This window comes from Algirhabdus cladophorae (assembly GCF_044772865.1).
GTDB classification, from domain to species: Bacteria; Pseudomonadota; Alphaproteobacteria; order Rhodobacterales; family Rhodobacteraceae; genus Algirhabdus; species Algirhabdus cladophorae.
In genome coordinates, this window is sequence record NZ_CP173029.1 from 2,747,759 (window position 1) to 2,766,172 (window position 18,414).

The 18,414-nt window shown below is 54.4% G+C and carries 18 protein-coding genes; 15 read left to right on the plus strand and 3 right to left on the minus strand.

The window, feature by feature from the left end:
• Positions 1-66 precede the first annotated feature (66 nt).
• The 3 genes from ACIRQ6_RS13265 to ACIRQ6_RS13275 are packed head-to-tail and all read left to right on the plus strand — an operon-like array spanning position 67 to position 3,105.
• A complete protein-coding gene (locus ACIRQ6_RS13265; RefSeq protein WP_420861083.1) occupies positions 67-1,086 on the plus strand; it encodes a lysylphosphatidylglycerol synthase transmembrane domain-containing protein in 1,020 nt (339 codons plus the stop codon).
• Positions 1,070-2,371, plus strand: a complete 1,302-nt coding sequence (locus tag ACIRQ6_RS13270; RefSeq protein ID WP_420861084.1) for an FAD-binding protein — start codon at positions 1,070-1,072, stop codon at positions 2,369-2,371. The genes ACIRQ6_RS13265 and ACIRQ6_RS13270 overlap by 17 nt, the downstream gene beginning before the upstream one ends.
• Positions 2,368-3,105 (plus strand): SDR family NAD(P)-dependent oxidoreductase, encoded by a 738-nt coding sequence (locus tag ACIRQ6_RS13275; protein ID WP_420861085.1) that lies wholly within the window; start codon positions 2,368-2,370, stop codon positions 3,103-3,105. Before ACIRQ6_RS13270 ends, ACIRQ6_RS13275 begins: the two co-directional genes overlap by 4 nt.
• Before the next feature lie 367 nt (positions 3,106-3,472).
• Here ACIRQ6_RS13275 and ACIRQ6_RS13280 read toward each other — a convergent pair whose 3' ends face one another.
• Positions 3,473-4,906, minus strand: coding sequence for a UbiA family prenyltransferase (locus ACIRQ6_RS13280; RefSeq protein ID WP_420861086.1), 1,434 nt, complete (start codon positions 4,904-4,906; stop codon positions 3,473-3,475).
• A gap of 1 nt (position 4,907) precedes the next feature.
• Positions 4,908-5,717 carry a lytic transglycosylase domain-containing protein gene (locus ACIRQ6_RS13285; protein WP_420861087.1) on the minus strand — a complete coding sequence of 270 codons (810 nt, stop codon included), beginning with the start codon at positions 5,715-5,717 and terminating at the stop codon, positions 4,908-4,910.
• 361 nt (positions 5,718-6,078) lie between these two features.
• Between ACIRQ6_RS13285 and ACIRQ6_RS13290 the strand changes: the two genes are divergently transcribed.
• From ACIRQ6_RS13290 to ACIRQ6_RS13345, 12 genes are all read left to right on the plus strand, one after another.
• Entirely contained in the window at positions 6,079-6,270 is a 192-nt protein-coding gene (locus ACIRQ6_RS13290; RefSeq protein ID WP_420861088.1) for a Flp family type IVb pilin, read from the plus strand.
• Between the two features lie 30 nt (positions 6,271-6,300).
• Positions 6,301-6,486: a Flp family type IVb pilin gene (locus tag ACIRQ6_RS13295; RefSeq protein WP_420861089.1), complete on the plus strand. Its 186-nt coding sequence runs from the start codon at positions 6,301-6,303 to the stop codon at positions 6,484-6,486.
• A 179-nt stretch (positions 6,487-6,665) separates the two neighbouring features.
• On the plus strand, positions 6,666-7,517 hold the full coding sequence (gene cpaB, locus ACIRQ6_RS13300; RefSeq protein ID WP_420861090.1) for a Flp pilus assembly protein CpaB: 852 nt from the start codon (positions 6,666-6,668) through the stop codon (positions 7,515-7,517).
• 208 nt (positions 7,518-7,725) lie between these two features.
• On the plus strand, positions 7,726-9,147 hold the full coding sequence (locus tag ACIRQ6_RS13305) for a type II and III secretion system protein family protein (protein ID WP_420861091.1): 1,422 nt from the start codon (positions 7,726-7,728) through the stop codon (positions 9,145-9,147).
• Positions 9,148-9,153: 6 nt separating this feature from the next.
• Positions 9,154-9,828: an OmpA family protein gene (locus ACIRQ6_RS13310; RefSeq protein ID WP_420861092.1), complete on the plus strand. Its 675-nt coding sequence runs from the start codon at positions 9,154-9,156 to the stop codon at positions 9,826-9,828.
• 211 nt (positions 9,829-10,039) lie between these two features.
• On the plus strand, positions 10,040-11,290 hold the full coding sequence (locus tag ACIRQ6_RS13315) for an AAA family ATPase (RefSeq protein WP_420861093.1): 1,251 nt from the start codon (positions 10,040-10,042) through the stop codon (positions 11,288-11,290).
• A gap of 17 nt (positions 11,291-11,307) precedes the next feature.
• Positions 11,308-12,783, plus strand: a complete 1,476-nt coding sequence (locus tag ACIRQ6_RS13320; RefSeq protein ID WP_420861094.1) for a CpaF family protein — start codon at positions 11,308-11,310, stop codon at positions 12,781-12,783.
• A gap of 6 nt (positions 12,784-12,789) precedes the next feature.
• Positions 12,790-13,758: a type II secretion system F family protein gene (locus tag ACIRQ6_RS13325; protein ID WP_420861095.1), complete on the plus strand. Its 969-nt coding sequence runs from the start codon at positions 12,790-12,792 to the stop codon at positions 13,756-13,758.
• A 12-nt stretch (positions 13,759-13,770) separates the two neighbouring features.
• Complete coding sequence (locus tag ACIRQ6_RS13330) at positions 13,771-14,757, plus strand: type II secretion system F family protein (protein WP_420861096.1); 987 nt, start codon at positions 13,771-13,773, stop codon at positions 14,755-14,757.
• An 8-nt stretch (positions 14,758-14,765) separates the two neighbouring features.
• Complete coding sequence (locus tag ACIRQ6_RS13335) at positions 14,766-15,323, plus strand: tetratricopeptide repeat protein (protein ID WP_420861097.1); 558 nt, start codon at positions 14,766-14,768, stop codon at positions 15,321-15,323.
• A gap of 24 nt (positions 15,324-15,347) precedes the next feature.
• Positions 15,348-16,205, plus strand: a complete 858-nt coding sequence (locus ACIRQ6_RS13340) for a tetratricopeptide repeat protein (RefSeq protein ID WP_420861098.1) — start codon at positions 15,348-15,350, stop codon at positions 16,203-16,205.
• A gap of 32 nt (positions 16,206-16,237) precedes the next feature.
• Positions 16,238-16,741, plus strand: coding sequence for a prepilin peptidase (locus tag ACIRQ6_RS13345; RefSeq protein ID WP_420861099.1), 504 nt, complete (start codon positions 16,238-16,240; stop codon positions 16,739-16,741).
• Here the strand turns inward: ACIRQ6_RS13345 and ACIRQ6_RS13350 are convergent.
• Entirely contained in the window at positions 16,738-18,351 is a 1,614-nt protein-coding gene (locus ACIRQ6_RS13350; RefSeq protein ID WP_420861100.1) for a hypothetical protein, read from the minus strand. The genes ACIRQ6_RS13345 and ACIRQ6_RS13350 overlap by 4 nt on opposite strands.
• Positions 18,352-18,414: the final 63 nt, after the last annotated feature.

Below are 18,414 nucleotides of genomic sequence, written 5' to 3' on the forward strand. Positions count from 1 at the left end.
AGAAATTGTTTCTCAAATGAGGACACTTTCATAATCTTGCCCTATTTTGTTGCTAGCCAGCCCTCAATGACACTGAGCCATATAGATATGCCCCAAACACATGCGACCAAAGCACCGGTCAAAAACACGCGCACGCGCGATGTTCTGATCCTGCTTGGTCTCTTTGTGATGATGTTGGGCGGGTTGATCGGCCTTGCGGCAAGCACAGGCTGGGACGAGACCAAAGAACAATTGATGAAACTCAGTATGGGGCAAGTTGGCCTGTTGTTGGTGTTGTCACTGGTCAACTATGGCTTTCGTGGCATGCGCTGGCATGTGTTTGCCACACGATTGGGCCTGCCGACGCAGTATTGGCAGAACCAACGACATTTCATCGGTGGCTTTGCGATGTCGGTCACGCCGGGTCGGGTCGGGGAGCTGGTGCGCATGCGCTGGCTGCGACGCGAAACCGGGTGGAGCTTTGAACGCACTGCCCCCTTGGTTTTGGTTGATCGTGCCTCGGATCTGGCGGCAATGGCTGTGATCTTGGGCGTGTCTATCTCGCTGTCCACTGCTGGCATTGCAGGTGCTGTTCCCGTAGCGATCCTGTCGCTGATGGCTGCATTTGTGGTCACGCGGCCCAGTCTTTTGGCGGGCATGACCACCCGCGCCTACAAAATGACCGGCTGGTTGCCCCGCCTCATGGCGCGGATCCGCAAAGCCGCAAAATCACTACAGGCCTTTTCCAACCCCACGGTGATGTCCCTTGCGTTCGTGCTGGGCTTTATTGGCTGGATTGCAGAAGGCTATGCGTTCCATTTGCTGTTGGTTTGGATGGGGGCCGATATCGGATTTTGGACAGCTGCCGCTATCTTTACCTTCTCAACATTGGCAGGCGGCCTGACAGGTGCGCCGGGCGGCGTTGGCGGGGCCGAGGCTGCAATGGTGGCACTTTTAGGGCTGCAAGGGGTGCCTTTGGAAACCTCTGTCCCTGCAACACTTATTATTCGTGTGACAACTCTTTGGTTCGCAATCGGATTGGGCCTGTTGGTCTTTCCCGTTGCCGAAACCAGATCGAAAAAGGCTGAATATGCGCTGGAAAACTGAAGACGTAACGGGTTGGGGTCGCGCCCTAACCTCTGAAAGTGATATTGCGCGTCCCGAACGGGCGGCGCATTTGGCATCGGTGGCGGCCCAAGGGCCCGTGGTCGGCAATCGTCGCAGCTACGGCGATGCCTGTTTGAACGCAGGTGGCAAGATGATTGATGCCACCCGCCTTGATCGTTTCCTCAGCTTTGACGAGGTCACCGGAATTTTGCATGTCGAAGCAGGCTGCGCTGTGGGCCGTATCGCCGATGTATTTGCCCCGCGCGGCTGGTTGCCCGCAGTGATGCCCGGCACGGGCTTTGCCACGGTTGGTGGTTGCATCGCCAATGATGTGCACGGCAAAAACCATCACGGGCTGGGCAGTTTTGGCCAGCATGTAACCGAGATAACGCTGATCCAAGACGGTCAGACCAAAGTTGTCAAAGCAGGCAGCGGCCTGTTCAAAGCCACAGTTGCCGGCTTGGGCCAAACTGGTGCGATCCAATCGGCCAAACTGAAACTGATCCCCTGCAAGGGCGATGTGATGATGGTCACCGAACAACGCATGGACGGCTGGGACGATTTTCTGGCGCATTTGGACGCCTCGACCGCCACTTATACAGTGGGGTGGATTGATGCCACAGCCAAGGGCGACAAACTGGGCCGTGGCATCTTGGAAGAAGGCGAAACAGGCGCCGGTCTGGTGCCACGCCCGAACAAATCGAAATCTGTTCCATTTAATGCCCCTCATTTTGCCCTGAGCAAACCCATCGTAAAGGCCTTTAACAACGCCTATTTCAAACGGGTCCCCGCCATGGGGCGCACCTCCGTCAAACCGATCCAGGATTTCTTCTTTCCGTTGGACAAGATCCACGACTGGAACAAACTTTACGGCAAACGCGGTTTTCACCAGTTCCAATGTGTGGTGCCCATTGAACAGGCCCCTGCCCTGCGCGAGATGTTAGAAGTGATCGCCAGCTCTGGCCTTGCCTCACCTTTGGCGGTTCTGAAACGCATGGGGGCTGGATCCGCAGGCTACATGTCCTTCCCGATGGAAGGCTACACCTTGGCCGTGGATTTCCCCAATCGCGCCCAAGCCGGATTGTTGATCGCGCGACTGGAAGAAATGACAGAAAACGCAGGTGGCAAGATCTATCTGGCCAAGGACGCGCTGTGTTCGGCCAAGCGGGTCAAAGCCATGTATCCGGATCTAAAGAAATGGCAGCGTGAGGCAGCAAAGGCCGATCCTGCACGGTCACTGGAAACAGATATGACGCGGCGTTTGGAATTGAGGGCAGAGACATGAACAGCACTTGGGTGATTTTGGGCGCAACCTCGTCGATGGCACGGGCCTTTGCGCGACAACTGTCGGAGCGTGGCGAAGGCGTCATTCTGGCGGGCCGAGATATGAATGATTTACAGGCAACGGCCAGCGATTGTACCCTGCGCGGCGCGCCTGTGGCCAAAGCCATGGCTTTTGACGCGCGCAAACCAGAGACGTTCCAAGCGATTTTGGACGTGATGGCGGATCAAGACGGTGCCCTAAACGCAGCAGTTTTCGTGGGCTCGATGCCTGAACAAGCCGACATTGATGCAGACCCTTCGATGATCGATGGGGTGATCCAAGACAGTTTCACTGGACCTGCCACCTTCCTGCAAGCCCTTGCGCCGATGATGGAGGATCGCGATTGCGGCACTGTGATTGGCGTAGGTTCAGTTGCGGGGGATCGCGGACGGATTGGAAATTATGTCTATGGCGCCGCCAAGGCGGGCTTTCACACCTACCTGTCTGGCCTACGTAACCGTCTGAACCGATCAGGCGGCCATGTGATGACAGTGAAGCCGGGTTTTGTGGATACGTCCATGACATGGGGGTTGGAGGGCATGTTCCTTGTGGCCAGCCCCGACGAGATCGCAACCAGCCTGCTGAAGGGTGTGAAAAAGAAGACGAACGTCCTCTACACCCCGTTCTTTTGGCGCTACATCATGCGGATCATCAAATCGATCCCAGAGCCACTGTTCAAGAAGTTGAGTGTTTAAAACACACTGATCGTCAGCGCTCCCGCGCGACCTTGCAATAAGGTCAAGCATCGCAGGTGCATCCGCGATGTTATCCAAGGTGATGTAAGTCATTTGAAATTCAGACAATCGTGGGATGTTGGTTGAATTCATGCTCGCCCGAAGCGGATAGATTTCGCAATCGGACAAAAGCGTTCCCATATGCAGCGACGGAAATGCGGCTTCATCCATCAAGTCAAGTGCAGCCCATATAAGAAAACTATGATGAGACTGGAGACGTAAATGACTTATTATCGCCAGTCATTTGAAAAAGACATCGCCCATTATTGGGCGGCGCAGCTTTGACGCTAGACCAAAACGCAAACAAAAAGCGGACCGTTGCAGTGATCTACCCGAACCACTGGGCATAAAGCCCTGCGGCGTAGAACATCAAACCAAGGGTGATCATGATCAGGCCCAGCCCCTTTTTGTCTCGCATGGCAAAGACGATAGGGTCGTAGTCTTGTTTGCCTTGATAGCCCAAGCGGACCATACGCAGCAGCCAGGCGGCCAGTGGGACCAGGGCCAGCCACAGGATCCAGCGCGTTGGGTACAACGTCACAGCTTGCTCGGAAAAGCTATACATAAAGAAGATCAATAAGGCGCCAACGGTGCCCAAGCCTGCGACATTCAACAAGTCACCCATGTCGGGACGGCCATAGCCCCGGCCCGGCAACCTGTCATCTGTTGTGGCCAGCGCCAGCTCTGTCATGCGCTTGACGCAGCCCAACGCAATAAAGACGGGAAAGATAAAGATCAGCATGAAAACCGAGGCATCCACACCACTGGCTGCGGCCCCAGCCACCACGCGCAGGGTATAGAGTGTGGCCAAAACGGCGATATCAACCCAACGCATGCGTTTGAGTTTCAACGAATAGGCCAGCGACAGTACTATATAGACAAGGATGACACCCAGAAACGCAGGTCCCAGACTGGCGGCAATCGACAGTGATACCACGGTCAGCACGGCATAAGTGATCATTCCTATTCGGATCGGCACTGTACCCGCTGCAAAGGGGCGGCGACATTTTTTGGGGTGCAGCCGGTCTGCCTCTAGGTCCAACAGATCGTTGATGATGTAGATCGAACTGGCTGCCATAGAAAAAGCAGCAATCCCCAACAGCACCAAAGCCAAAGTGCCCAGATCAAAGGCATGGGCGGCGAGGGCTGGCAGGAACAGCAGGACGTTCTTGACGTATTGGTGGGGGCGCAGTGCCTTGATCAGGGCGCGCGGGGTCCAGTCCTGTTCAATCTCTTCGACCGGTTTACCGGCAGTTGTCAGTGTTTTGGCGGATGCAGCATCGCCCACGACAATGGCAGCGCGGGCCTCGTTCCAGATGGGCATATCCGTGGGTTCATTGCCTGCGTAGTCAAAACCACTTGCGCCATAGGCCTCGACCAATGCTGCGGCTTTGGCTTTACCTTTAAGGTTGGTCTGGCCATCTGAGGCAAACACAGTTTCGCTAAACCCGTGATCAGCGGCCAGTTGTTTGACCTGCGACTGATCAGAAGCCGAGGCAAGGATCACTTCGCGTCCTTCGGCCATGGCGGCCTCTGCTTTGGCCTTTACCTCGGGCACGACAGGCATCAGACCAGTGTTGACTGTCGCGATCTCAGCCAGCTTGGCTTTTAGGACGGCGGGTTCGCGGAAATGGCGGATAGATGTCTTGATCACACCAAGGGGGTCTTTGCCCAAGCCCGCCCAAAAGCATTCAAACAGCATGTCGGTCTTAAGAAACGTGCCATCCACGTCTAGAACCAAAGGGGTTTTGTCAGTGCTCACGTCACTTGGTTCCTTTTACAGCAAACACGCAGCCATCTGTGGCCAGCTCAGGCGGCGTGACGCACAGGCCACGGGCCACGGTCCATGCAGCCAGAACTTTGGGCACATAGCCACGGGTTTCCGCGTAATTGGGCACGCCAGCATTTTTGATCACGGCATTCTCGCCCGCATTATACCCTGCAAGCGCAAGGATCGGATCCCCGTCAAACTTGGTCATCAACCAATCAAGATAGGCCACCCCACCTTTGATGTTGTCCTTTGGGTCTAACGGGTCTGTGACGCCAAATCGCTCGGCCGTGGCGGGCATCAATTGCATCAAACCCTGAGCCCCCGCAGAACTGACCGCATCTGCGCGGCCACCAGATTCAACACTGATCACAGCCAAAACCATCGCAGGCGAGATATTTTTGCCGATGGTCGCAATAAGTATGTCGATCCCGTGATTTGCAGCAATGCCTTGAAGGCCCTGCAAACGCGGCGCCGCCATCTGACCGTTTTGCAAACTCAACACGGCCTCGCGCAGACGGCCGGGGCGAGAGTGCGACATATCCGGCGAGACATCATTCCAAAACCATTCCAGAACAGGCGCGTTATTCTTGGGGGCCCCAGCATCCGGGGCGGGCTTTACCACGGGCACGACTTGCGGTGCGACCTGAACAGTTATCTTATTTTTGGACAGCTTTGAGGGCGGCTTGACCCGTTTAAAGGTAAAGTCGGGAAATGGCTTGGGCGCCTCTGCCACAGCCATCGGGGCGCACAGAGCCGCAATGAGGCCCAGCGCAAAGGGGATATATGTAAGGCTCCGCTTCATGCGGGTATGCTCTGCCTGCAGTTTTGTTTTTGTCGTTGAGCAAGATATCGCAAAAAAGTGGTTTCAAATCCAGTCTGAAGGCCCAAATGGGGCACGAAATCTGGCAGATTTGTCACTTTGACACATCTTATCACATTTTTTTAACGGAAAATTCACATTTAAAGTGTTTATTTTCAATAACTTACGCGTTTATGCCAAAATTTTTCTTATTCTGCAAAATTGCACGATTGGTGACAAACTCTTGCCCCAATCCAAGGTCAAAACATGCTCATCCAAGACGGGGATCGGGCCAACAAGAGGCCGGCCTGACCAGAACCGGCGAGGAACTAACCTGTTAAACGATCCTTTGGAGGGACATAAAATGAAACTGGTAAACTTTGTAAAAAACTTCCGTCGTGACGAAGATGGCGCCGTAACTGTAGACTGGGTTGTTCTGACAGCCGCTATCGTTGGTCTCGGTGTTGCTGTTCTGGCATCCGTTGGTAAATCCACAACTGCCCTGAGCACAAAAATCTCGTCCAACCTGTCCACACAGACTGTTGCGACTTACTAATCGCTTCCCTGACTTAAGAAAGATATTCAAATGTTGAGCATGATCAAAAACTTCCGTCGTGACGAAGATGGCGCCGTAACTGTAGACTGGGTTGTTCTGACAGCCGCTATCGTTGGTCTCGGTGTTGCTGTTCTGGCATCCGTTGGTAAATCCACAACTGCCCTGAGCACAAAAATCTCGTCCAACCTGTCCACACAGACTGTTGCGACTTACTAATACGTAAGCGACGATTTGCTAAAATGCCGTTCGCCGTATCTCGGCGAGCGGCATTTTTTTATGAACAATGCAAAGCATTTTGCCCCTGCTTTGCCAAAGGCCCTTCATTCTTTTGCCACATTAAACTGGCATAAACGAAGGCAGTCCAGTTGGGTGGACTGATTTAGAAAGGATAGACAATGCGTCTTGTATTTGGACTTGTCTTGATAGCTGGCCTCGCTTTGGCCGGATTTGCAGTTTACATGGCTCAGGGTTTCCTGAGCGCCAACCAAGCCGAGCTAGAGCGCGAGCGTGCAGCACGCGCCAGCATGGTGCCATTGGTTGAAGTGTTCGTGGTGAACGAACAAGTGGTTTATGGTACGCAACTGACCCAAGAAATGGTGCGCAAAGTCCGCTGGCCAGAGGACGCGATCCCAGAGGGCGCGTTCCTGACCGAAGAAGCGCTGTTCCCTGAAGGTGGCAATCGTCTGCGTGCAGCCCTTCGCACCATGGAAAAAGATGAGGCCGTGATCGCCGTTAAAGTGACAGACCCCGGTCAAGACGCTGGGATCACCAGCCGGTTGTCCCGCGGGATGCGCGCTTTTGCCATCAGCACCGATGTCTCTAGCGGTGTATCAGGCTTCCTGCGGCCCGGGGACACCGTCGACATCTATTGGTCTGGCACAACCAACAACAGCAACCAGCAATTTACCAAATTAATTGAAGCCAACGTAAAACTGATCGCCATCGACCAATCCGCCAACACGGATTTAAGTGATGCGGTCATTGCCCGCACGGTCACCGTTGAGGTAAACCCACAACAAGTGGCGTCCTTGGCGCAGGCTCAATCGACTGGGCAACTATCCCTCTCCCTCGTGGGGTCCGGCGATGAAACCGTCGCGGAAGCCATTGAGGTAGATCAAAACAGCTTGCTTGGCATCGTGGTCAAAGAAGAAGAGATCGTCGAGGTTGAGGAAGAACGCACATGTTCCATCAAAACCCGACGCGGCGCAGAAGTGGTCGAAATTCCAATCCCCTGCACCAACGGCTAAGCACAAAAAACACGCCGCCCCACAGTAGTGAGGGCGGCGTTTTTGTGTCGAACGGACGCAACCATCTGAACCCTGTGGCCCACAAACCACATAAATACAGACTTGCAACACATTGATTCTTGCAAAAAAAATGAAATTGACGCAGGGTGCACCAAAATGAGGGCAAAAATGCCCCTTTAAATCGAGCTCGTGGTCGGAGGCAGATCACATGAATTATAGAACTTTAATTTCGGCAGCCCTAATGGGTTGCATGGTCGGCATATCCACTCTGGCGCCGCAACCGCTGTCTGCGGAAACGCTGCGTGTGATGAAGGGTGCCACATCGCGTGCGTTGCAGGTTCCCATGAACCGCGCCGTTGTTGTCGAAAGCGATAGCCCCTTTGCGGAGCTGAGCATCGCCAATCCCGGGATCGCTGACATCTCGACCCTCTCGGATCGCACGATTTACGTACTGGGTAAGGCACCCGGGCGTACCACATTGACGTTGCTTGGCGCTGATGGCCGCTTGATTACCAATGTCGAAGTACATGTCTCACCTGACATCGCCGAATTCAAAGAACGTTTGCGTCAGATCCTTCCAGGCGAACGGATCGAAGTGCGCACGGCCAATGACGGTATCGTCATGTCCGGTACAGTCTCTAGCATCTCAAAACTCGACCGCGCATTGGATCTGGCCAACAGATATGCCCCGGACCGGGTTTCGAACCTGATGAGCGTCGGCGGCACACAGCAAGTTATGTTGAAAGTACGCTTCGCCGAGATGCAGCGCAGCGTTAGCAAATCGCTGTCGTCCTCCTTAGGCGTTTCAGGCAATATCCTCAGCGGTGACTTGGGCGTCGCATCCGGGAGTAACACCTTAAACACTGCAGGCGCCGTTGCCGGCAGCCTTGGTGGCTCGATCCCCGGTGCAAACTCTAACAATGGTGCCGCTGTCTTTGGATTTAACCTTGGCGGCTTACAAGTTTCATGGCTGCTTGAGGCGCTGGAAAGCAAAGGCGTCGTTCGCACGCTGGCTGAACCAAATTTGACGGCTCTTTCGGGCCAAGAAGCCAAATTTTTGGCTGGTGGTGAATATCCTGTGCCTGTCAGCCAAGAAGACGGCGCCATTACAGTTGAATTCAAACCCTTTGGGATCGAGTTGAACTTTACCCCCCGCGTGATCGACGGCGATGTGATCAACCTGACACTCGACGCCGCTGTCAGCGCAATTGACCCGACCAACAGCTTTACCAACGGCGCTTTGACCGTGAATGCGTTTTCGCGCCGCGAGACATCGACCACGGTTGAGATGCGCGATGGCGAAAGCTTTGCAATTGCCGGCCTGTTGCAGGACGATTTCAGCGATCTTAACGGGCAAGTGCCATGGCTGGGCGACATTCCAGTGCTGGGTGCCTTGTTCCGCAGTGCAGAATACGCCCGTTCGCAATCTGAATTGGTGATCATCATCACACCACATCTTGTGACCCCTGTGCGTGGCGAGGCATTGGCCCTGCCAACAGATCGGGTCACTTTGCCAACCGAACGGGACCTCTTCCTGAACGGTCGCGTCACAGGTGCACCCAAGAAAGGTGCCGCCGCAGAGGTTGCCAAGCAAGACTTCAGCGGGTCTTATGGCTACGTGATGGAGTAAGAACAGATGCGCAGCCACTTTAAAACCTTTGCAATCGCAAGCACAGCCCTTTTGGCGCTGGCTGCATGCACATCGCCGCAAAACCCGGGCCGTGCGGCTTGGAACGTGGAAGCGGGCGGTTTGGTTGATGGTGGTACATTTGGCAATTCGACCATGAACAACATGCTCTACCAATCGGGCGAACGGGGCTATGTGTCGGATCTGTCGGGGCGGTTTGCCAGCGAAGTTCAAACCAGTGTCACATTTGCATTCAATAGCGCCCAGTTAGACGCAGCGGCCCGCACCGTGTTGCGCCGTCAAGCCAGCTGGATCCGCCAGTTCCCTGAGATCCGTTTTCGTGTGTACGGCCACACGGATGCGGTAGGGTCGAACCGTTACAACCAGAGGTTGGGCCACTCGCGGGCACAAGCTGTAGTCGCTTACTTGGCAAGCCAAGGTATCAGCCGCAGCCGTTTGGAGGCGTTGGTCTCTTATGGTGAGACGCAGCCATTGGTCGTCAGTCAGGGTCGCGAGCGTCGCAATCGTCGCACTGTGACCGAGGTTTCGGGATTTGTGGGTAGCCATCCAACAGTAATGAACGGCAAATATGCCGAGGTCGTGTTCCGCGAATATGTGGAAAGTGCCCGTGCACCGTCCCAGACATCCGAAGTCGACGGCGCGGAATTCTCAACGGGACAGTAACCACGTTTCGACGAAACCTTTGCCAGAAACCGCACAATCGCAGTCTTTTGGCCCCATTCTTGCCCAACTTAACTGTCAAATCTCCCCCACAGGGCCAAGCGATTGGTGCGTCTATCAATAGGATGCAGCACAGGTTTTGGGGGGCGATTCTGAATTAAAGCCTTTTGAAACCTGCATAACGCATACTGGCCCTCGAAAGAGGATACAGGCAATGAGTAGTGCAGCTTTACAACCCGAACCCGCGCCCCTAAGCGCATGTACGATCAGTCGGGATGTTCAAAACTTTGATCTTTTGATCGAGGATATGGAGGCCGCCCTTGGCGAGGCTTGGGGTGACCTGGGCTTTCAAGATGCCTATGCCTTTTTGGACCAGCTCGACGCAGACTCCCTGGAATTTGTGGCCCTCGCTGTTGACGATCACGATGAAAATGATCTGACATTGGTTGGCGAAATTATCTCGAAGGCCAAAGAAAAAGGCATCAAAGTTGTCCTGATCGCAGAAGAAGTCAGCCCAATTGCCCTGCACCAGTTGCTACGCTTGGGCGCTGATGATTTTATCCCCTACCCATTGCCCGAGGGCGAGCTGAACGCAGCGATTGAACGCATGCGCGCAGCCCCTGCCCCGGAACTGGTCCCCGAACCCGCGCAAGCGGCCCCGACGCACAAAGGTGCGGCCAAAAACGGCTCGATTTTTGCGGTTCACGGTTTTGCCGGCGGCGCAGGGGCTACGACTTTTGCCACCAATCTTGCATGGGAATTGGCGACAATCGCTAAAAAGAAAGAAGAGCCGCCCAAGGTCTGTTTGATCGATCTGGATCTGCAGTTTGGCTCGGCGTCGACGTTTTTGGATCTCCAGCGCAGGGATACGATTTTTGAACTGCTGACGGATACTGAATCGGCAGATGTCGAAGTATTTCATCAGGCGCTTCAGGCGTTTGAAGACAAATTGCACGTCTTCACGGCCCCGTCTGAATTGCTGCCACTGGATCTTGTGGGCCCAGAGGACATCCAGAAAATTCTCGATTTTGCCCGCGAAAGCTTTGATTATGTGATCGTGGACATGCCCAGTACATTTGTCAGCTGGACCGAAACGGTCCTCAGCGCCAGTGACATCTATTTTGCAATGATCGAAATGGACATGAGATCGGCCCAAAACGCCTTACGCGTGATCAAAGGCCTGAAATCCGAAGATCTGCCCATCCAAAAGTTACGGTATGTGATGAACAGATCGCCGAAATTCACCGATTTACAGGGCAAGTCCCGTGTAAAACGCATGGCAGAAAGCCTGGATATCTCCATCGAAGTGATGATGCCCGATGGGGGCAAACCCGTCACACAAGGGTCTGACCATGGTCAACCGTTGCAAGTGTCGGCTGCAAAGAACCCTTTGCGCAAAGAAATCCACAAATTGGCGCAATCGCTGCATGACTTGAACGTCGATGCTGCGGCCGCAGGCAAGTAAGTCAGGACAGATTTTCGATGTTTTCACGCTATAAAAAAACTGATGGTGCTCAGGGGGCTGCAGACAAAGCAGTCGCTGCAAATGCGGCCAAGAAACCCAGCCCCAAACCACAGGAAACCGCCCCCGCTGCGGCACCTGCCGAGGCCCCCAAAAGCCTGATGAAATCGATGCCGAACAAAACGGCAGCCGAAGTGGGCAGCGCTGACAAAGAGAAAAAGCGCAAAGATCGTCTGGGCGAGATTAAGCTGCAATTGCACCGCGAGTTGCTGGACAACTTGAACCTGTCCGCTTTGGAAAACGCCAATGAAAAGGACCTGCGGCAGGAAATCATCGCGATTTCTAACGAAAGCCTCGAGGAACTTGGCATCGCGCTGAACCGCGAGGATCGCGCGATCCTCAATCAAGAACTTTTTGACGAGGTTACCGGTCTTGGCCCGCTTGAGCCGCTTTTGCGGGATGACACTGTGAACGATATTCTGGTCAACGGCCCGCAACAGATCTTCATCGAACGTTCAGGCAAGTTGGAACTGAGCAACATCACCTTCAAAGATGAGCGCCATTTGCTGCGTATCATCGACAAAATTGTATCGGCGGTCGGCCGCCGCGTGGACGAAAGCAACCCTTATGTGGATGCCCGTTTACAGGACGGATCGCGTTTTAACGCCATGGTACCGCCAGTGGCTGTGGATGGTTCGCTGGTCTCTATTCGTAAGTTTAAAAAGGACAAACTGGCGATCAATGATCTTGTTCAGTTTGGCGCCTTTACCGAAGAAATGGCTGCCTATTTGCAGGCTGCTGTGTCGACCCGGCTGAACGTTATTGTGTCCGGCGGTACAGGCTCTGGTAAAACCACAACGCTGAACGCGCTGTCATCCTTCATTGATGACGCCGAACGCATCCTGACGATTGAGGATACAGCGGAACTTCAGCTGCAACAGACCCACGTGGGCCGGATGGAAAGCCGCCCGCCTAACGTCGAAGGACGCGGGGCTGTGACCCAGCGCGATTGTTTGAAAAACGCCCTACGGATGCGACCTGACCGGATCATCGTTGGGGAAACCCGTGGTGAAGAAGTGATCGACATGTTGCAGGCCATGAACACAGGCCACGACGGATCTATGACCACAATTCACGCCAACAGTGCGCGTGATGGTGTGTCGCGTCTGGAGAACATGATCGCTATGGCAGGGATCGAAATGCCGATCAAAGCCGTGCGCTCGCAAATTTCTTCTGCGGTTAATCTGATCGTACAGGCCAGCCGTTTGCAAGATGGCTCGCGCCGCATGACCTCCATTACCGAGATTACCGGTATGGAAGGCGACGTGATCTCGATGCAGGAGATCTTTCGGTATCAGCGTGTTGGTTTGACACCGGAAAACAAAATTATCGGCCATTTCACGGCCACTGGCGTGCGCAGCCACTATGCAGAACGCTTTAAAATGTGGGGCTATGACTTGCCCGCATCCATCTATGAACCTATCGCTGCGGAGTAACCCCAGATGTCTTTTGATCCCGCCCTCATTGTCTATGGCTTGATCTTTGTTGCTGTTTTGGTGCTGGTCGAAGGCATCTATCTGGTGGCATTTGGTAAATCCATCAGCCTCAACAGCCGTGTAAACCGACGCCTCGAAATGCTCGAAAAGGGCACGGGACGCGAAGAAGTTCTGGAAAAGCTGCGCAAAGAAATGAGTCAGCACATGAACTCGCGTCAGGTGCCGCTCTATTCCATCTTGGCCAAAAAGGCCCAGCTTGCGGCGATTGCCTTTACGCCATCGCAACTGATGATGATCATGGCCGGTCTCAGCGTTGTGGCCTTTGTCGGCCTTAGTGTTGGCACGGCGGCGAGCACGCCCGTACGCATCGTGCTGGCCATTGCTATGGGCGTCGGCGGCGTGTTCTTTTGGGTCAACAAGAAAGCCAAAACGCGGATGTCCATGATCGAAGAGCAACTGCCAGATGCAGTTGAGCTTATGGTGCGGAGTTTGCGCGTGGGTCACCCGTTTTCATCGGCCATTAACATCGTCTCCAAAGAGGTTCCTGATCCGTTGGGCACTGAAATGGGCGTGATTGCTGACGAGGCCGCTTATGGTCGTGACGTGGGCGAGGCCCTCAAGCATATGGCGGAACGCCTGAACAACCAGGATATGCGCTTTTTGGCGGTGGCTGTGACTATTCAGCAGACCTCTGGTGGTAACCTGGCCGAAATTCTGGCCGGTTTGGCTGGCGTTATCCGCGCCCGGTTCAAACTCTTCCGCCGCGTCAAGGCCATCACCGCCGAGGCGAAATGGTCTGGCATGTTCTTGTCTGTCTTTCCCTTGGGCGCGTTGATCATGATCAACGTCATCCAGCCAAACTACTATGACGAGGTACAAGAAACCTCGGCCTTTATCCCCGCCTGTCTTGTTGTGGCAGCCTTTTTGATCGTGAACATCATCGTGATGCGCGCGCTCGTGAATATCAAAGTGTAAGGAACAGCTTCGATGCAAGAGATTCTGAACAATATCGTAGCCATGGCCACCGGCGAATTGGGGCCATTGGGTCCGCTGATCATCGCCGGTGTGTTGGGGGCCTTCCTGATCCTGATCGCTTTGCCTGTGTTGCTCAAACGCGAAGCAGACCCTTTGCAAAAGCTCAAGGCGTCCAATGCAACGGCGGCGAAAGCCGGTGACGCACAACAGACCCTGCGCCATCAGGACAAGTCTGAAAAGCTCAAGAAGTACGCCGAGTTTTTGGAGCCGCAAGACGAAGAAGAATATTCCGCGATGAAGCTCAAGCTGGTGCAGGCGGGCTATCGCAGCAAAGGCGCTGTGCGGACGTTCCACTTTTTCCAATTTGCGTTGGGCTTGGGCTTTCTCGCTTTTGGCGCGGCCTATGCGATTTTCAAAAGTGCGACGGCAGATCCCACCACGCAAAACCTGATCATGATGACCCTGATCCCAGGGGCTGTTGGATATATGGCGCCAAAATATTGGATCACCCGCCGCGTAGACACCCGCAAGGAAGAGATCACCAACGGCTTTCCCGATGCGTTGGATATGATGCTGGTCTGTGTAGAAGCGGGTCAATCTTTGGACCAATCGATCAATCGTGTGGCCGGTGAATTGCGCGCCAGTTTCCCTGCCCTTGCCGATGAATTCGAAATCGTGGCCCACGAAATGAAAGCCGGCAAAGACAAGATTAGCGTTCTCAAGGACATGTCAGATCGCGCCGGTGTGACCGATGTGGCCTCGTTCGTGACAGTGTTGGTGCAATCGGCCAGTTTTGGTACATCAATTGCAGATGCCTTGCGTGTCTTTTCTGCCGAAATGCGGGATAAACGCGTGATGCGTGCCGAAGAAAAGGCAAATACCTTGCCCACTAAGATGACCCTTGCCACAATGATGCTGACCGTGCCGCCGTTGCTGATCATCCTGATCGGCCCATCGGTGCACGGCGTGATGAAAACACTCAACGGCAACGCCTTCTAAGGGGTTACATGCTTAAACAGATTGGGGTTCTTTGCCTGATCGCGCCATTGGCCGCTTGCACTGCAGGCGGCTTTGGCGCGTCCAAAGACAGCCCCTATGCCCCTGGCGTCGCTTACAATCGCGAAGATGTGGACGGGCTGTTGGTGGGGCACCGCTTGATGCAAGCCGGTCAATACGAATTGGCATTGAACGCCTACACACGTGCGGCCCGCGATGAGGGTCTAACGGTGGATGTTCTCAGCGCATTGGGCTCGGCCAATTTGAAGCTGGGGCGTTTGGGTCAAAGCGAACGTTGGTTACGCGCCGCTGTGGAAGAGGACGAAACCTTTGTGCCAGCATGGAATAATTTAGGGGTTTTGTTGCTGGAACGGGGCGAAAACGGCGAAGCTGCACAGATTTTCAAACGCGCGTTTGCCCTCGATAGTGGCGAAAGTGACGAAATTGGCAACAATCTTCGCTTGGCACTCGCAAAATTAGAAAATCCGTCGTATAACCCCCAGCAAGAACAAGCAAAATTGGTGCGTAGAGGCACAGGCGACTACCTGCTTTTACAAACACCGATCTGAGGCAAGCAGTAAAAGGACGCAAAAATGCGCCACCCTATTCTATTTGGTCTCTGCCTTTCGGCAGTGTTTGCCGTATCGGCCTGTGAAAAAGCAGGGGATGCGGATGTAAAACGGGCAATCAAGGACGTGAACGTCATTGATGACGCCAATCTCAACGACATTATGTTGACCGTTGCAGACCCCAACGAGGCCGTGTCGTATTTCCAAAAAGCGGTAAAACAGGATCCCAAGCGTTTGGAATTCCATCGCGGCTTGGGCAAATCATTGGTCCGCGCCAAACGTCCGACCGAGGCAGCCGCCGCTTGGGCCAAAGTCGTCACCTTTAGCGACAGCACGTCAGAGGATCGCGTCGATCTGGCCGATGCCTTGATCCGTGCGGGCGACTGGGACAAAGCCGAAGGTGTTTTGGACAGCGTGCCCCCCACCCTCGAGACTTACAAACGCTACCGCTTGGAGGCGATGATCGCTGACAGCAACAAAGAATGGAAACGCGCCGACAGTTTCTATGAAACCGCCGTGGGCCTGACCACCCGCCCTGCAGGCGTGTTGAACAACTGGGGTTTTTCCAAACTGACGCGCGGCGATTACTCGGACGCGGAACGTCTGTTTGCCCAAGCGATCAAGAACGACACGAAACTGTTCACCGCCAAGAACAACATGGTTCTGGCCCGCGGCGCACAGCGTAAATACGATTTACCAGTTATTGAGATGACCCAGATAGAACGGGCTCAGTTGTTGCACACAATGGCCCTCTCTGCGGTGAAACAAGGCGATGTGACCACCGGCAAAGGGCTGTTGACCGAAGCGATTGACACACATCCTCAACACTTTGAGGCGGCTGTGCGTAGCTTGCGTGCATTGGAAAATAACGTCAGCAACTGATGCGCTGACTGCCGGACAGGACGAATGCCGCTATGATGACTGTGACCGCATACTCCGCTTTGTGGTTTCTGCCTTTTGCAGTGCCAATTTGCTTTTTTGTGGCCTACAGCGACATCAGCCAGATGAAGATCCCCAACATTTCTGTCGTGGCGTTGTTTGTCGTGTTTGCCGTCGTCGGACTGATCGCCTTACCGTTCGATGAATACTTATGGCGCTATGCCCATTTGGTCTGTGTGTTGGTCCTCGGGTTTGCGTTGAATATGGTGGGCGCCTTGGGTGCTGGGGATGCCAAATTCGCGGCCGCTGCTGCGCCATTGATTGCCCTGGGCGACCTCAAGTTGGTGTTCATGATTTTGGCAGCCAGCCTATTGGCTGCATGGGTTTCACATCGTTTGGTCCGCGCCATACCTTTGTTGCGCAACCTCGCACCAGAATGGAAAAGTTGGCACGTAGGCAATGATTTCCCCATGGGACTGGCCCTCGGGGCCACTTTGGTGATTTACCTCGGCCTTGGTGTGGCGTTCGGCAGCGTCTAAAGCTTTTCGTACAACACATAGAGGTCCGTGCGCTGGACCTCACGGGCATCCACGCCAGCCTCGTTCATCTCGCGAATAATAAGGGATCTCAATGGTGGTCCCACGGGGCAAAATGGCACCAAAATATAGTCCGACGCAGCCAATCCGTCCAGGCCACCATAGTACCAAGGTGCCGCTTGTGGTGCGGGCACGAAATCCCCATAGAGCCAGAACGGCGAAAACAGATCCGTGGTAAAGATACTGCTTTGCCCGTCAGCAAACCCGCCCTCAGCAAGGCTTTTGGACATGGCCTCATACCACGCCACAAGGCCCAATTCGATGGTGCAATACTCAAAGGTCTCACCCTGCCATTCGGGCGGATCCTCGCGCTTTGCACCATCCTCATAGGCCGCCAGTTCATCAGTTGTAAACAGTGTGCGCTTGTCGGTGCGGTGCGCGCGGATCCCAAAGAGTTGCAGATCGTGATGGTCGGCCATTGCGGGCAAAATCGGTTCAAAATTCGCCACATCCCGCTGCATATGACGATAGGGGCTATAGGCAAGGTTTACGAGGCTCGGCAGGCTCAGGGCGAGGGCTGCGATGCCAACAAAGGTAACCGCTTGGCGCATGTCCCAACCATTGCCATTGGTCACCCCATGTTCAGGACGCCACGCAAACAGCAGTACAGCCAGTAACATCAACCATTGGGGATCGTTGCCAAAATTCTGATAACTAACGTACCAAAACGCAGGAGCCAGCAAAAGCAATGTCATGCCTGCAGTGTCTCGTTTTCCTTGACGCAGCAAGATAATACCGGCCAAGAGCGTCACACTAGCGGGCAGATAGGCAGGCGACGCGACCACAGCGGCCAAAGGCTCGCCCGGTGCGCTGCGGCCTTCTGATCCCATGACTGTCAGCAAGTCGCCCAAATAGCCAAGGAAGAAATCAAGGCCCAAAACCACAACCAACCCAAGGGTTGCCACAACGCCCGTGATTGCGGCAATTCCAAGGGTGCGCGCGCCGTTGTTGGACAGAAGGCCCACGATGATGGCGGGTGCAAAGGCCACAAAATAAGTCGTTTTGATCATCGCCAAAACCACCATCAACAGACCTAAAATAATGCCGTCCACTACCGGCACTGTGCGACGGGCCGGCACCACGCCAATCGCCGTGGCAACAAAGGCCACAGCCCATGCCATTCGGTTATAATGCATCGAGATAGACACGGTACTTTCCACGGTGCCATGAACCAACGCCACGCAAAGGGTGATGATCACAAGGCCAAAGAACCAGGCATTCAGCATGCTAAATCGGCTGACGCCAACCCACCAAACCGCTGGTAGCAACGCCACCGCAAAGAGGATTTGCCCCCAAATGATCGCCATTCCAATGCTTTGGCCCGCCGCCACCAACCACGAGATCGGGGCATAGGCAAAAAGGCCAATGGGGGTCATGAAATCAATGTGTGGCCTTTGTCCTTCAGCGAACCGAAACACAATCTCGAGCAAGTGCAACATGTCGCCTTCATGTTTGCCCACGTAAAGACCACCACTGAGGACAGTTGGGATGCTCAGCACGGCTAAAATGCCAATTAACCAAAACGCCAAAGATGCGCGATTTTTCGCGTTCATGCCTGCCCTCATTCATTTTTTGCTAAATCTAACCTGCGATAGCTAACGGGGTAAAGCGTAAGG